A 15,875-nucleotide genomic window follows, 5' to 3' on the forward strand; every position below is an offset into this window, starting at 1 on the left:
GTGAGAGTAGAAAAGATAACGTTAAGGCACTTAAAAATGCCCATGAAAACACCATTTACAACGAGCTTTGGCACAGTCGATGAAAAAGAGCTGTTATTAGTAGAAGCAAGAGATGAGTCAGGAATTACAGGATGGGGAGAAACCGTTGCTTTTGTAGCACCTTGGTATACAGAAGAGACATTAAAGACCACATGGCATATGCTACAGGATTTTTTGATACCCATCTTGTTACATAAAGGGATTGGGCATCCAGATGAGGTCAATTCCTTATTTGCCCCTATTCGTCGAAATTGTATGGCGAAGGCTTCGATAGAGGGTGCTGTCTGGGACATCTATGCTCAACTAACGAAGCAATCACTTGCACAGGCATTAGGTGGCCAAAAGCAGCGTATTGAAGTCGGAGTCAGTGTAGGTATCCAGCCTTCCACTGCGCAATTAATAGAGGTAATAAAAAGTCATATTGAAAAGGGTTACAAAAGGGTGAAAATAAAAATAAAGCCTGGCTATGATGTTGAGGTAGTACGAGCAATCCGTGCGGAACTACCAGACTTACCTTTGATGGTGGATGCAAACTCTGCTTATACATTAGAGGATATAAATATACTTCAGCAGCTGGATGACTTTCGTTTATTAATGATTGAACAACCATTAGCTACGGATGATATTGTCGATCATGCAACATTACAGAAAAAGTTAAAAACGCCTATTTGTTTAGATGAAAGTATCACATCTTTTGAGGATGCCAGACGAGCGATTGAGCTTGGGAGCTGTGGTGTCATTAACATCAAGATTGGACGAGTAGGTGGTTTAACAGAAGCGAAACGAATCCATGATTTATGTAAAGCGAAACGAATTCCAGTTTGGTGTGGTGGTATGTTAGAAGCAGGGATCGGACGAGCACATAATATTGCCTTAACATCGCTTAGTCATTTTATTTTACCTGGTGATACTGCAGGTTCTAGTCATTATTGGTATGAAGATATAATTGATCCTGAAGTAGTAGTGAAAGATGGTTATATTGAGGTGTCGCAGTCAGTTGGTATTGGGTATGCGCCTAATATGACTATTATTGATAAGTTAACGATTAGTACAGAGGTCTATCAATAAAGCATTAGTAAGTCAATAAAGGAAAAACGAGGAGAGAACTGATTGAAAAAAAGCTTGCAAGTCGGTGGGGCCTATGTAGGAATCATCGTTGGAGCTGGATTTGCATCAGGACAGGAAATTGTCCTCTATTTTACAAGCTATGGCTTTCAAGGCGTATATGGTGCGCTGTTAGCCATGGTTGGCTTCTCTATTGTTGGCATGTGTATTGCTCAAGTGAGCTCAAGACTCCGCACAGCCTCACATAAGGATTTGATTTATCAAATTTCAGGGAATACGATTGGCTTTGTGTTGGATTTTGTATTATCTCTCTTTTTATTTGGTGTAGCCGTAATTATGTTTGCTGGTGCGGGTGCAACATTTCAGCAAATGTTTGGACTACCTATTTGGCTAGGGAGTATTTGTATGATCTTACTTACAGTAGCTACGGTCATGATGGATGTCAAAAGCATTATTAATATCATTGCCCTTGCCACACCCTATCTACTAACAATTGTCTCTATTATCGCAATCTATGCTATAGCAACGATGGACCTTACCTTTGTAGAGCAGGCAGTTATTGCCCAACAGGTTCAAGTAAGTGCAAACAGTTGGTGGGTGACGGCCTTACTGTATATGTCATTCAATGTAGGGGTTAGCTTTTCTTTACTAACGGTTATGTGTGGTTCTATACGCAATGCCAAAGTTGCTGGCATGGGTGGCATAATTGGTGGCATTTTGTTAGGTGCTTTAATTTTACTTGTTAATTTTTCCCTTCTAGCAAAAATGAATATCATTGTTGGACTAGATATTCCAATGCTAGCCTTAGCGAATGAAATTCATCCTATAGTGGGCCTTTTAATGGCAATTTCCCTTTTGGGGATGATTTATAATACGGCCGTAGGAATGCTCTATTCTTTCATGGTAAGATTTTTCGAGCCTAGTAAAGCTAGCTTTAGAGTAGCGGTTATTTTTATAGGTGGTCTCGGATTTCTAGCGAGTCTTGTAGGCTTCACGACACTAGTGGCAAAGCTGTATGCAGTCATGGGCTATGTAGGTTTGGTGTTAATTATATTTATTGTTTCTGCGTGGTTAAGAGGTACGAGGAAGATTATTTAATATAAAAATGGTAATTGAGAGATAGCTTTTGTTCTCAATTACCTTTTTGTTTGGATAAAAAATTTGTAGAAATAGTGAATTATTTCAGTTGTAGAGTTTAGCGAACTTACTGATATTTTGTTTATTAGACACGTTTTTTAGTTAATACTCAATAAAACGAGAATAATTCTCAATTGTTGGTTGACTGACAATAAAATCATGCTTATAATGGGAAACGTGAGTAATGATAATCATTTTCACTAGAAAGTGAATTACACACAAAAATGAAATCTACCGGGGATTACTATGAAAATAAGATATCTTTTAACAGCAACGATTGTGCTGTCTATTGTGTCGCTATTTATCGGAGTAATAGATATTAAGCCTAGCGACCTATTAGACTTTCAATCAGAAGAAGCTAGACTATTTTTAATTAGTCGTGTACCTAGACTTGTTGCTATTTTGCTAGCAGGTGCAGGTATGAGTATTGCTGGTTTAATTATGCAAAGCTTAAGTAGGAATAAGTTCGTATCGCCAACAACAGCTGGTACATTAGATGCCACGCGGTTGGGTGTATTGATTTCCATGATGTTCTTTACGAATGTCACGTATTTTCAAAAAATTTCCTTCGCTTTCATATTTGCTTTAGCCGGCACATTACTATTTATGCAAATATTAAACCGAATTAAGTTTAAAGATGCGATTTTTATACCGCTTATTGGCTTAATGTATGGAAATATTTTGTCCTCCGTTACAACATTCTTTGCGTACAAGGCGAATATTATCCAGAACATTTCTGCATGGTTACAAGGAGATTTCTCATTAATCATGAAAGGCCGTTATGAACTGTTATACATAAGTGTGCCAGTACTTATTTTAGCTTACATTTACGCAAATCGTTTTACTGTAGCTGGGATGGGTGAGGATTTTGCAAAAAACCTTGGTCTATCCTATAAATTTGTGGTGAATTTAGGCTTAGTGTTGGTAGCCCTTATCTCCACAACAGTGGTGTTAACAGTCGGTGTCATTCCTTTCCTTGGTTTGATCATTCCAAACATAATTTCACTGTTTAAAGGTGATAATTTGGCAAAAACCTTGCCACATACAGCATTACTTGGTATGTCATTTTTATTATTCTGCGATATTTTGGGACGTGTACTGATTTTCCCTTATGAAATACCAATTAGTATGACTGTTGGTGTAATTGGAAGTGCCATCTTCCTATTCATGTTGTTTAGGGGGAGAGCATATGCGTAATCGTACAAAGATGTTCATTTTACTAGGTCTTGCCGTAATAGCCATTTTATTGTATTTATTTTGGGCACTAAATGGTAACTATCATTATGCTTTTCCACGTCGTGTCATAAAGGTAGTAGCGATGTCGTTAACAGGTATAGCTATTGCCTATTCAACAGTAGTTTTCCAGACAATTACCCATAATCGTATTTTAACGCCAAGTGTCATGGGATTAGATGCTTTATATATGTTGATTCAAACATTCATCTACTTTTTCTTTGGCTCTACATCTATATTAGTCATTAATATTTACTATAATTTCACGCTTGCTATTGTAGTGATGATTATATTCGCTTTAATTTTTTACCGAGTATTATTTAAAGAAGGAAAGCGACCGATTTATTTTTTACTGCTTGTCGGAATGATTGTTGGTACGTTTTTAGGAAGTATTACGACGTTCTTCCAAGTATTAATCGATCCTAATGAGTTTTTAGGTTTACAAAGTAAAATGTTTGCAAGCTTTAATAATGTCAATTCAGATTTAGTTTGGCTAGCAGGTGTTATCATTTTAATAACGTTTGCATATGGTGCTCGCCACATGAATCAATTAGACGTGATGTCCTTGGGACGAGATACAGCGATTAATTTAGGTGTACCTTACGATAAGTTGGTACAACGTATGTTGATTTTAGCTTCGATCTTGATTGCCGTTTCGACGGCGCTCGTTGGGCCGATCACATTCTTTGGTTTAATTGTTGCAAATTTATCGTATCAGTATTTCAAAACATACAAGCATTCTATTTTGATTACTGGCTCCTGTGTCATGAGTATTATTGCTTTAATCGGTGGACAGTGGATGGTTGAACGTGTATTTGGTTTCAGTACTACACTTAGTGTCATTATTAATTTTGTGGGTGGGGTTTACTTCATCTACTTATTATTAAGAGAAAGTAGGTCAGCAGGATGATTCAAGTCAAAGAAATTACGAAGTTTTTTGGGAAAAAGCCTGTCGTTCAAGATGTAAGTGTTGACATTGTTTCAGGAAAAATCACATCTTTTATTGGACCGAATGGTGCAGGGAAGTCCACGCTACTTTCAATGGTAAGCCGTTTACTGAATGCAGATACTGGCGAAGTACTACTCGATAAAGCAGATGTACGTCGTTGGAAATCAGATGATTTTGCCAAGCGTGTCTCGATATTAAAGCAATCAAACTTTATGAATGTCCGTCTAACCATTCGTGAGCTTGTATCCTTTGGTCGTTTCCCTTATTCAAAAGGAAACCTAAAGCCTGAAGATGAAGAAAAAGTGGACGAAGCTATTCGCTACATGAATTTAGAAGATATGCAACAAAGTTATTTAGATGAACTATCAGGCGGTCAACGTCAGCGTGCTTTTATTGCAATGGTTATTGCGCAGGATACAGAGTATATCTTACTGGACGAGCCATTGAATAATTTAGATATGAAGCATTCTGTCCAGATTATGAAGATTTTACGTAAACTTGTTGATGAGTTAGGGAAAACAGTGGTCATCGTATTACATGATATTAATTTTGCCTCTGTTTATTCTGATAATATCGTGGCATTGAAAGATGGCCGTGTAGTTAAAAACGGTCCTACAAATGACATTATTAACTCAGATGCATTGAAGGAAATCTATGATATGGATATCCCTGTTCAAGAACAGGATGGCTGTCGAATTTGTGTTTATTTTAATTCGTAAAAATAGTTATCGATGGATCAACCATCAATTGACTATCAAATAAATTATTTAAAGGAGAATTTTACAATGAAAAAATGGAAATTACTTACGGTATTAATGGCAATGATGCTATTAGTATTAGCTGCTTGCGGTTCAAAAGACGAAGCAAAAGAAGAAGATAAAGGGACTTCAACTGACAAACCGGCTGAAGAACAAAATGAAGAATCATCAGTATACCCACTAACAATTCCTGGAAGCACAGTTGAAGGTCGTGATAGCACTACTACATTTGAAGAAGTAAAACTTGATAAAATGCCAGAAAAAGTTGTCGTTTTTGATAATGGTTTCCTAGATACATTAGATGCTTTAGGTGTTAATCCTACTGCTGTAGTACAAGATTCATTACCAGCTTACTTAAGCAAATATAAAGATAGCACTTATGTAAATGCAGGTACATTATTCGAGCCTGATTATGAAAAACTATCTGAAATCAACCCTGATATTATTTTCATCTCTGGTCGTGCATCAGCAGCTTATGCTGAATTATCTAAAATTGCACCTACTGTATATGTTGGTGTAGATAACAATAACTTCTTAGAGTCATTCAAAGCTAATACAGAATTAGCAGGTAAAATCTTTGGTAAAGAAAAAGAAGCAGCAGATGCAATTGCTGCCTATGAAGCAAAAGTAGAAGAAGTTAAAGCAAAAGCAACTGCAACAGAAGAAAAAGCATTAATCGTTTTAGGTAGTGAAGGTTCATTATCTGTATTTGGTCCTGGTTCACGTTTCGGTGTGATTCATGATGTATATGGTGTAAAAGCTGTAGCTGAAGCTGGCGGATTTAAAATTGAGTCTCATGGTGATAATGCAAGCTTTGAGTTCGTACGTGAGAAAAACCCAGATATTTTATTCGTTATTGACCGTGACGCTGTTGTAAATGAAAACGGTGAGTCAGGTACAAAAGCAGCAATTGAAAACGAAATCGTAAGTGCAACAAATGCTGTGAAAAACAGTAAAGTATTCTACTTGGATCCGGAAGTTTGGTACCTTTCAGGTGGCGGTTTACAATCAGAAACACAAAAAGCTGAAGATGTGTTAAAGGCGTTTAACTAATATGTTTGTACAAATTAAACGTATCGTTGTGACGGAAGGTAATTCGGATAAGGTTGTGGAACGCTTTGGTGCTAAGCCAAACAGTCCATCATTACTTGAACAACAACCTGGTTATATTGATAAACAGGTTCTTGTAAAGAAAGTTCGCCGCGGTGATGAGGAAGTGCTAGTGATGGTTCGCTGGGAATCAGAAGAAGCATGGAAAAATTGGGAGAAGAGCCCTGAGCATATTGCCGGCCACAAGGCAAGCGCAGGAAAGCCAAAGCCTGATCATATCATTGAAAGTGGACAAGAAGTTTATTATGTAAAAGGTTAATAGCCTTAAGGTGTCTCAAGAGATTGAGGCACCTTTTTTAATACATATAAAAGCAGGTCACGTTGATGATGGTGACCTGCTTAACTATATTTTAATGTTTGATTGATGTTTTTCGCCACCCACTAAATGTTGAATCCATATTAAAGGATATCGTGCTTTCATTGATGGACAATCCTGAAATGCTTGTATTTCCTTGCTCATCAAAATGATCTTGAGTCGTCGTCTCCATTTCTAGCCCTCTAGCATTGATGATGGTGTATTGTGGTGTCATATAGACAGAAGGTGAATCTAGGTTTAATCCAAAGGTAAAAGGATTGACAGATGCCATACTGGATAAACTTTCGGTCGAAACTCTTATAATGCCATGCTGCTCCATATAAAGATCCCTTTTTTGTTGGAATGTATCCTCAAATCCAGGAATATCACTAATAAGATTTGATACGGTTGAAATACCTTGATATGCTGCTAAAGTTTCTTGATAAGCTTTTAACTCGGATTGAATAATGACTTGCTCCATTCGATGTTGATCAATTGTAGGCTGTTTAATTGTAATTTCTTCAGCTGAGACAGAGATATTACATGAAAAAGTAGCCGTAAGTATGAAAATAGTTTCATTTAATGCATTTTTCAATATTAAATCACTCCCAGTACAAAAGAATTTATTGTTCACTAATGTTTAATTTATTGCTATAAAATCTTTTGTTCTAATAATACAGATATTGTAGTAATATCAAATTCCGTTAATTGGTATATTAGGTAATTAGGACAGAAATAAACATACAGAAAATAATATTTATTTCAAACCGTAAGTCCTGATCCCCTTATTTGTAAATTAAATATGTATAAGACAGTACAGATAGTCATTTACCAGTACTTTCATTTGTTTTACATAGCAGTAGTATATTGAGCAGGATAAAAATCTTGCTATAGTTAAAATTACTAATCCTCGAGTTACTATAAGCGTAACATCTGTTAGAACGCCATTTCAAGGGTAAGTTTACGCCACTTTAGTGGCGGTGCTTAGTTCTCTACCGCCATTTTTTTAGTAATTATTAGCAAAAATCTGGCGTGGTTTGCATGAATAACGCCATTTTTTGGCGGTCTCTATCTCTAAAAAAGAATTAATGCTTTTATATGGCTTACCTAATTATGTTACTAGTATTAATTCCCACTAATCTATATAATATCTAGTAATATGCTAGAGAGGAGAGAGGACTATTGAACGGTTTAGATGAACGTATTAATGAATCATTAGACATTCTTATAGAAAATGAGACATTACTGGGACATGAGCTACAATTACTGTTAAAAAGCTTTAAAGAAGAAAAAACAACCAGAGGTTTTTCCTTTGGTAAGTTATGTTTTTGGCATTATGAAGCATTTTCTGACGGAGTAAATGAAGATATCTATAAAGTAGCTGCAGCAATTGAACTTTTAATACTTTCCTTTGATATTATTGATGATATACAGGATAAGGATTCAGATTATATTTGGAGTAAAACACCTGAGTTATCATTAAACGTTGCCTTAGCAATGCTGATCATGGCATCTAAAGCAATCGATGACACTTCCTTTGAGCATAAACAAGTTGCTATAAGGCTACTTGAGAAATACGCGTTACAAAGTATAAATGGTCAACAACTAGATTTACTAAATAATTGCCGCGATGAAGAATCCTATGTACAAATGATAACTCAGAAATCGGGCTCTTTAACAGCAATGGGTTGTTTGATCGGCGAAGTACTTGCAAAAGGGGAAGTTTCTAAAGAAGTAGAGGAGTATGGGAAATACATAGGTATTATCCAGCAAATTAAAAATGATATACAAGGCTTGAAAGTGTGGGGCCCTAAAAATGACCTGCTAAACAAAAAATATTCTTTGCCTATTATATACCTTTTAACCAAGAAAAATGATATTTCAAATTCTGTTGCCAGCTATTATAATGATGATATAGTTACAGTTTTAGATCAAAATGCAACAGAAAATGAGTTGACAAATAGTGGGGCAATACGCTATGCCATCACAATAAAAAATGTTTACAAGTTTAAAGCCTTGAATTACCTTGAAAATGTAGAGATAAACGAATTAGGTAAAATATATCTGCAAGAATTAATGAAATGAGGAGAGATTAGTATGATTAATGTAATCCAGTATTTAGAACAAAATCCTAGCCTAGTTGGACTATTAAAAGAACAAAAAGCCTCATTAATTGGAGTTTCACCTGTTGAACAAAAAGCAATTCTAGAAGCATTTAGCGGAGAGATGATTGCAGAAAGTGATGTTTGGAACTAAAAACATTGCGTAGTAAATTATTTTGGCCAGCTATAATTCTCTATTTAATGATTGGCTTTTATTTAAATTATGTGAATTATAGCGCGCCATATATTGATATTGAGGTAGAAAAAGAAAATGGTCAGTGGGTAGTAACTCAACTTGATTATAAAGACTGGGCGGACAGTCAAAATATAGCCATTGGTGATGTTATTGTAAAGGTAGATGAACGTCCAATTGACCATTTAAATCAGCTGAAGTATAAATCCAAAATATTATCAGCTAATGATTTAACAGTTATGAAGCCAAGTGGAAGTTTAATAAACATACATATTAGACACTTAGATATTCCTCAGCAATTTTTATATATATTTTTTGTTCCGGCGTGTTATTATTTTTTGACGTTATTCATTGCGTTTTATTTACATTCCAAGCAAAGGAATTCAAAGTTAGCAGACTTACTTATTCTTTTTATGTTAAATGTTTCATTAGCATATGTGAGCAGTGGTGTCTCTGGTAGGTTAGATGCGATCGGTATTATCGTCAATCGTAGTAGTATGGTGTTATGTTTAGTCCTATTATTACATTTTTTAAGAAATTACTTTTTATTTGTGAAAGCGAATTGGGTATTTATGGATAATGTCAAACTCTTTTATGTTTTCCCCATAATCGCTTTTATACTAGGTTTTACAGGCACTATTTATCCTGCTGCTAACGATATTCTTTCCAATATAGTATTAGCCATGTTTCTTCTTCTCCTTGTGATTATCCTTAGTATTTTACTAATAAGCTATTTCAAATACAGCTCACCACAGTTGAAAATTTTATTAAATAGTATATTAATACCGTTTCTACCATTTCTTTTTTTGTATGCACTTCCACAAATTCTTTTTCATACGTACATTCTTTCAGCTGAAATTTGCTCATTATTTTTATTGCTTATACCTTTTAGCTTTATCTTTACACAACTAACGGAAAGGCTATTTGATATTGAGTATCATATTACAAGATTACGCTATTATGTCATATTCTCTTTAAGCTTTACGTTATGGATTACTATGGGACTGTATTTTATTGCAGGACAGTATTTAACTATGACTGTCATGTCAGGAGTAGCACTTTTTACATTTTCATCATTAGTAATTCTCTTTTACGTAAAAGAAAAGGTTGATTATCGAAAACGGAAAATACTATTTTCTACAAAAGGTGACTATATTCATCAACTATATACTGCTGTAGATAAAATTGGTAAAACCATTAAAATCGACGAGCTTTTAGAGAAATTTGCTTATGAAGTTTCTATGCATCTTGAGTTAGAGGATGTTTTTGTCATAACATATAACTATGTTACGAATGAATTCTTAACGATGGCTGGAGAAAGTTTTACGATTCATCCTGATACTGTGGAAGAGTTGAGATTAGGAGAAATAAGAAAGATAGACAAAGTTTATGTAGCCTTTCTCCATCAAGACGCACATTATAAAAGAGCATTAGTGTTGGGGCATAATAATACGATCCATTTAAAAGATGAGGAGCTTTTATGGCTTGAATTGCTCCTATTGTATGTAAATAATTTTATTGAAAATACAAAGATGGTGGAAGAACTGATAGAGGAACTAAAGCATATGAAACAGGCTGACGATGGTCAGTTACCATGGCTAAATAAGCTATTATGGTTAAGGTTTGAAGAAGAAAAATACCAGTTAGCTCAAGAGTTACATGACACCAATTTACAAGAGCAACTCCATATTGCACGAGAAGTGGATGTCCTTGTTAATGCAAAGAATACATCGGATATTCAAGAGCAACTTGCTAAAATTCATAAACAAATGCTTATCTCTTTATATGAATTGCGGAGCTATTGTGAAAATCTAAAGCCTCCTTTATTGGATACTTTAGGTTTAAATGCTGCATTAGAAAAGTTAATTCGAAAAGTTCAAGAAAGAGCTAACTTTGTGCTCATTTATACAATCGATCGTCTTTATTTAGAGGATGAGCGCATGAATTTAATGATTTATCGATTGTTTCAAGAACTACTGAATAATGCGTTAAAGCATTCCTATGCCGCATCCGTTGAAATCCATTTAAATGAGATGAATGATGGCTTTGAAATCATTTATAATGATGATGGTGTAGGCTGTAACGTGGAGGATATTATTGTAGCAGAGTCTATGGGTATTCGAGGTATGCAGGAGCGTGTAAAAGCATTTAATGGGCAATTTTATATTGACGCTCACATAAACAAAGGGATGTCTATTAGAATAATAGTGAAAGAAGGGAGTGAAACACTTGATTACGATGCTCATAGTGGATGATCACCCAATAGTATTAGAGGGAACTAAAAACTTATTTCAAGAGAATGATGATATTATCATTGATACGGAAAGCGATGCTACTTGTGTTATTCAAAGAATAAAAAATAAGCCATATGATATCTATTTGATTGATATCAATATGCCACTCGAAAATGGCATTAACTTAGCCCGTAATATTAAAGCTTTTCAGTCAAATGCTGCAGTTATCCTCTATACAGGTGATGATATCACGGATTATTACCCGCTTATTTTGGAAAGAAAAATAGAAGGCATTTTAGCTAAAACGGCCTCTAAAGAGCAAATTTTACGAACGGTGAGAGCCATTGCAAACGGAGAAATTGTTTTACCTAAAAATTTCTTGGATTTTTTGGATGATAAATTTAAACTGCAAGATGCAAAAGATATTCATTTAAATGAAAAGGAAAAGAAAATTTTAAGATTGATTGCGGAGGGCCATACAAATAAAGCCATCGCGATTGAATTAAACATTCCTCAGCGAACAACTGAGAGATATTTGACACAACTCTTTTCTCTGCTCAATGTAGATTCACGAACAGAGGCTGTAAATCTAGCTGAAAGAATGAATTTACTCTAAACTATTTCTATGCTATACTCTTGGTATATTTTTCAATAAAAAGGGAGCTTTCTGGGAGTTTACTATCCTAAATATTACCTTAGTAAAATAAAACCATATTTATATGAGAAATAACCTATAAAATACTAGGAACACCGCCAAAAAAGTGGCGGTGTTTTTTATGACCGCCAAATCACGCCAGATTTTCACTTGAATCACGCCAAAAAATTGGCGTAAACCCGAAGTTGAAAAGACGGTGTAAGTACTGGTACGCTTAAATTAACGGTGGTTAAGTAGATTTGCTTTAGTGAGTAATAGACAATAGATTTTATTAGAATAAGCAGCCTGACTATCTATGAATAAAGTAGCGTTAGTAGATTGTAGAATGTTACTAGCTAGTCAATATACTTCACCATAAAACTTTATAAAGGTAGGCGTGTATTGTGAAAGTAGAACTTGAAAATTTGTTTTCCGTAGATGAAACTAGTCAAGATCAAGTTATTAACGTTTATAATCGTCATGGTATTGCGATTGGTGCGCCTGAAATTAGAAAAAGAAATTTAAAAACAAAGTTTAATCCTATTTTTACATTAAATGAAGATGTAACATACGAACAGGTAACAGCTTTATATAAATCATTAGAACGCGAATTTGGTATTGTTTCAATAGGAGAACGTTTTTACTTTGAATTTTCAGATATGGAATATGAACGGGCACCATTATTTACTTTAAATTCAACAGGTAATTCACCAGAAATGTTCTTAGAGGACAAAGGGACATTATTTTCTTTAAGCACACACTGTAAATACTGTGGTCTAATGGATAAAGAGCAGTTATCACCTATAGTCATTGATACTACACAAATGAAGGATCGCCATTTAGTCCATGTAAATGGTTATTGGGTTGCTTCTGAGGCACTAGCATCACTCATGAAAAAGGAAAATTTAGAAGGCTTTGAACTTTTAGAGGTTATCCATCAAGGACCTGAAGAAGGAAAGCAACTAGCTTATCAAATTATTCCTGTGCAAGTGCTGCCTGAATGTAGCAAGGATAGAGTAAAATTATATTTTGCAACGGAACAACCTCCATGTAGCTGCGGCTTAAATGGCGTGATTAATGGTCCTGATACCTATGAGCATGAAGATTTAAAGCACTTAAAAGGCGATGTATTTTACTCAGCTGAATGTAGTCACGATGGAAGATATCTTTATAGAAAGACTTTGTTCAGTAAAAGATTTAGAGAAACGATTATAAAAAATGGTATTTCTCGTGAAGTTAGAGGAGAAAAGGATTCAAACTTTGGCCCAAAAGATTGGCTATTTGATCCTGTGTTAATCAAGTAAACGAAGTGGAACAAAAAAGGATAAGGGAGTGTTTAGGATGTTTAGAAAAATACTACCTATAGTAGCCATTTTGTTTATTATTGCATTGGCTATTTCCGATTATTTTAACAAACCTGAAGAAGCATCCATCCATGTTTATCAAGAATACGAACGTGCTTACCTTTCTTAAAACGAGAGTCTATATTTCGCTCAGAATAGACTTATTTATGTTATGATGTGAAGATCATAGCATGAATGTTTTTGAGGTGAAAGAATGAAAAAATGGGCATATCCATTAGCAATTTTAACGCTAATTGTATTTTTCGTAGTAAGAGCTACTTATCAAAGCGAGTTCATGAATACATTTGACGCAAAGATGGCGGAGATCTTTTTTGGTAATCGATTTATAGAGATCTTTCATTATATAGGAGAGCCTAAATTTGTTGTCGCTGTCGCAGTAGTCTTAATGGTGTATTTAGCTTGGAAGGTAAAAAATTATCGAGCCATGCTATTTGTAGTGTTAACTTTTGCAGCGGGCAATGTTTTGAATCAATTACTAAAAAAATGGATCCAAAGACCACGTCCTGAATTGGAGAACCAACTGACATCCTTTAGCTTTCCATCTGGACATGCTATGACGGGTATTCTGTACTTATTCACAATCGCTTATATTTTCGCCGAGAATAATAGTAAAGGTCGTAAAATTGTGCTGTGGCTAGGTGCAATAATTCTAATGGTACTCATTGGATTATCACGTATTGCAGGAGCTCGACACTTTGCTACGGATGTGCTTGCAGGTTGGAGTATGGGATATACTTGGTTTATCATCTGTGTCATCTGGTATGAACGTCGTAAAAAATCATTTCAATCAAACCATAAATAAAAAAGTATAAATAGTATCAGGATGAACTGATACTGTCTACAAAAGGAATCGAGAAATTTAATCTCGATTCCTTTTTACATGTTTCGGTCCTTTTTATAAGCATTTCTTTAAATTCCCCACAACATCACAGTCGTGACAGCAAGATAAGCAAAATGTCTCTGTCTTTGCTATATTTGATTATCTTCTATGTAGAAGTAGATGAAACGGGAGGCAGTGACTCTCTCAGAAAGAATGTGCTCACGGTTTTTTATATACTAATGAATGAGCATGATTTCCCTATTGTAAAGAATGATATTTACCTTATAAAAAAGAATTGCGTATAGGAAACTTCTAAGTTAAGATGAGTACAATAATAAAAAGAGAAAAGGAAGAAGGGAATGGACGGAAATGTTTTACTGGCACTAGGGTTGACTCTTTTTGCCGGACTTGCAACGGGTGTAGGTAGTTTAATCGCCTTTTTTACATCAAGAACAAATACAAAATTTTTATCATTCGCATTGGGCTTTTCAGCAGGGGTCATGATATATGTATCCCTTGTAGAAATTTTTGTTAAAGCGAAAGATGCTTTAACCGACGCATTAGGCACAACAAATGGCTATTGGATGACAATTCTCGGATTTTTTGGCGGGATGTTATTTATTGCTTTAATAGATAAATTTATTCCTAAGGCTACTAATCCTCACGAAGTAAAGCTAGTTGAAGATGTGAATGCAGTGAAGCCTCAGGTCAATGAAGAGCATTTGATGAAGATGGGTATTTTTACAGCTCTCGCTATTGGCATTCATAATTTTCCTGAGGGCATTGCTACATTTATGTCAGCTATTAATGACCCAAATGTGGGGATTGCTATTGCTATTGCAGTAGCCATTCATAATATTCCAGAAGGCATTGCTGTATCAGTCCCTATTTTCTTTGCAACGGGCAATCGTCGAAAAGCTTTTAAGTTATCTTTTTTATCAGGATTAGCAGAGCCTGTCGGTGCACTAGTAGCATTTTTGCTCCTTATGCCCTTTTTAACAGATGTAATGTTTGGCATCGTGTTTGCTGGTGTTGCAGGCATTATGGTTTTTATTTCATTAGATGAATTATTACCTGCAGCGCAAAGATACGATGAAACACATTTATCCATGTATGGTCTAGTAGGGGGAATGGCTGTCATGGCCATTAGCTTAGTATTATTAGCATAATTAAAATAGGAAAAGGGAGTCATTTAAAGTGGCTCCCTTGTTATTTTTCTATATTGTAGGAACAGCCTTTTTTTATTCCACAAGCTCTTGTACACTATTTAGACAATCATGAAATGTAGTAAAAGGTTTATATGGAATATGAAGCTCCTCACAGCGCTGAACAAGATGATCTCTAGCAAGAACAATATTTGCTAGTTTAGCTGCCTCAAAATCAGAAAGAGAGTCACCAATCACAATTTTAAAATGATCCTCCTCTGCAACCTTCCGCATCACGCTAGGTTTACAGCAACCGCAACCTTGTGTGCTATATTTAACACATTCCTCGTCACAGTTATTTGGATAGATTAGTTCTATTTGTTCACCTGAAAAATCGGCTTTATTACAGTAGATGCCCGAAAAAGGACCATATTTTTCAACTAGAGGCTCAATGAAAAAATCAACGCCACCGCTTACAATATAAAATGGTATGTTATGGTCTTGAGCATAGCGAACAAAATCCCCAAAGCCCTCACGAATTACTGCTGAATCCATAAGATATTGAATTACTTCATCTTTTTGTTGAGTAGAAAGTAGATGAAACATAGCAGAAAGCCCATCTTTAAATGAAATGGTTTGTTCCATCATGGCTTTAGCAATTTTTTCAGAATCCTCTCGTACAAATTCAGTCATTAATGAAAAGATATTATCAGTTTCTGTTATCGTGCCATCGAAATCACAGAATATAATTGGTTTCAAGATAGTCCCTCCTTAGAAAAGCACGTATAAAATATCCT

General features: G+C 35.1%; 17 protein-coding genes. 15 read left to right on the plus strand and 2 right to left on the minus strand.

What is annotated here, in order from left to right; genetic code table 11:
• The 7 genes from menC (at window position 1) to CRI88_RS17745 (ending at window position 6,550) form a co-directional block, all read left to right on the plus strand.
• Window positions 1-1,107: an o-succinylbenzoate synthase gene (gene menC, locus CRI88_RS17715; RefSeq protein WP_058844743.1), complete on the plus strand. Its 1,107-nt coding sequence runs from the start codon at window positions 1-3 to the stop codon at window positions 1,105-1,107.
• A 42-nt stretch (window positions 1,108-1,149) separates the two neighbouring features.
• Entirely contained in the window at window positions 1,150-2,202 is a 1,053-nt protein-coding gene (locus CRI88_RS17720) for a YkvI family membrane protein (RefSeq protein WP_036128403.1), read from the plus strand.
• A 285-nt stretch (window positions 2,203-2,487) separates the two neighbouring features.
• Window positions 2,488-3,438: an ABC transporter permease gene (locus CRI88_RS17725; RefSeq protein WP_036128401.1), complete on the plus strand. Its 951-nt coding sequence runs from the start codon at window positions 2,488-2,490 to the stop codon at window positions 3,436-3,438.
• Entirely contained in the window at window positions 3,431-4,384 is a 954-nt protein-coding gene (locus CRI88_RS17730; RefSeq protein ID WP_036128399.1) for an iron chelate uptake ABC transporter family permease subunit, read from the plus strand. Before CRI88_RS17725 ends, CRI88_RS17730 begins: the two co-directional genes overlap by 8 nt.
• Window positions 4,381-5,142: an iron ABC transporter ATP-binding protein gene (locus CRI88_RS17735; RefSeq protein ID WP_036128397.1), complete on the plus strand. Its 762-nt coding sequence runs from the start codon at window positions 4,381-4,383 to the stop codon at window positions 5,140-5,142. Before CRI88_RS17730 ends, CRI88_RS17735 begins: the two co-directional genes overlap by 4 nt.
• 66 nt (window positions 5,143-5,208) lie before the next feature.
• The gene (locus CRI88_RS17740; protein WP_036128395.1) at window positions 5,209-6,234 is read left to right on the plus strand and encodes a siderophore ABC transporter substrate-binding protein; all 1,026 of its coding nucleotides are present in this window, start codon (window positions 5,209-5,211) and stop codon (window positions 6,232-6,234) included.
• A 1-nt stretch (window position 6,235) separates the two neighbouring features.
• Window positions 6,236-6,550: an antibiotic biosynthesis monooxygenase family protein gene (locus CRI88_RS17745; protein WP_036128393.1), complete on the plus strand. Its 315-nt coding sequence runs from the start codon at window positions 6,236-6,238 to the stop codon at window positions 6,548-6,550.
• A gap of 91 nt (window positions 6,551-6,641) precedes the next feature.
• On the opposite strand, the gene CRI88_RS17750 is transcribed toward CRI88_RS17745, so the two are convergent.
• Window positions 6,642-7,181 (minus strand): hypothetical protein, encoded by a 540-nt coding sequence (locus CRI88_RS17750; RefSeq protein WP_036128391.1) that lies wholly within the window; start codon window positions 7,179-7,181, stop codon window positions 6,642-6,644.
• A 587-nt stretch (window positions 7,182-7,768) separates the two neighbouring features.
• On the opposite strand from CRI88_RS17750, the gene CRI88_RS17755 reads away from it, so the two are divergent.
• The 8 genes from CRI88_RS17755 (at window position 7,769) to zupT (ending at window position 15,102) form a co-directional block, all read left to right on the plus strand.
• On the plus strand, window positions 7,769-8,671 hold the full coding sequence (locus CRI88_RS17755) for a polyprenyl synthetase family protein (RefSeq protein ID WP_036128377.1): 903 nt from the start codon (window positions 7,769-7,771) through the stop codon (window positions 8,669-8,671).
• Between the two features lie 12 nt (window positions 8,672-8,683).
• Window positions 8,684-8,842, plus strand: coding sequence for a competence pheromone ComX (comX, locus tag CRI88_RS17760; RefSeq protein WP_036128375.1), 159 nt, complete (start codon window positions 8,684-8,686; stop codon window positions 8,840-8,842).
• A 47-nt stretch (window positions 8,843-8,889) separates the two neighbouring features.
• Complete coding sequence (locus tag CRI88_RS17765; protein ID WP_089934479.1) at window positions 8,890-11,136, plus strand: sensor histidine kinase; 2,247 nt, start codon at window positions 8,890-8,892, stop codon at window positions 11,134-11,136.
• The gene (locus CRI88_RS17770; protein ID WP_244504882.1) at window positions 11,120-11,731 is read left to right on the plus strand and encodes a response regulator transcription factor; all 612 of its coding nucleotides are present in this window, start codon (window positions 11,120-11,122) and stop codon (window positions 11,729-11,731) included. Before CRI88_RS17765 ends, CRI88_RS17770 begins: the two co-directional genes overlap by 17 nt.
• A 422-nt stretch (window positions 11,732-12,153) precedes the next feature.
• On the plus strand, window positions 12,154-13,053 hold the full coding sequence (locus CRI88_RS17775) for a hypothetical protein (protein WP_036128369.1): 900 nt from the start codon (window positions 12,154-12,156) through the stop codon (window positions 13,051-13,053).
• A 37-nt stretch (window positions 13,054-13,090) separates the two neighbouring features.
• Window positions 13,091-13,222 (plus strand): hypothetical protein, encoded by a 132-nt coding sequence (locus CRI88_RS23025; protein ID WP_255358824.1) that lies wholly within the window; start codon window positions 13,091-13,093, stop codon window positions 13,220-13,222.
• Between the two features lie 84 nt (window positions 13,223-13,306).
• Entirely contained in the window at window positions 13,307-13,915 is a 609-nt protein-coding gene (locus CRI88_RS17780) for a phosphatase PAP2 family protein (protein WP_036128368.1), read from the plus strand.
• Window positions 13,916-14,292: 377 nt separating this feature from the next.
• Entirely contained in the window at window positions 14,293-15,102 is an 810-nt protein-coding gene (gene zupT / locus CRI88_RS17785; RefSeq protein ID WP_036128366.1) for a zinc transporter ZupT, read from the plus strand.
• Between the two features lie 72 nt (window positions 15,103-15,174).
• On the opposite strand, the gene CRI88_RS17790 is transcribed toward zupT, so the two are convergent.
• Window positions 15,175-15,837: an MtnX-like HAD-IB family phosphatase gene (locus CRI88_RS17790; protein ID WP_101966898.1), complete on the minus strand. Its 663-nt coding sequence runs from the start codon at window positions 15,835-15,837 to the stop codon at window positions 15,175-15,177.
• Between the last annotated feature and the right edge of the window lie 38 nt (window positions 15,838-15,875).

It is taken from the genome of Lysinibacillus fusiformis, assembly GCF_002845985.1.
GTDB classification, from domain to species: domain Bacteria; phylum Bacillota; class Bacilli; order Bacillales_A; family Planococcaceae; genus Lysinibacillus; species Lysinibacillus fusiformis_D.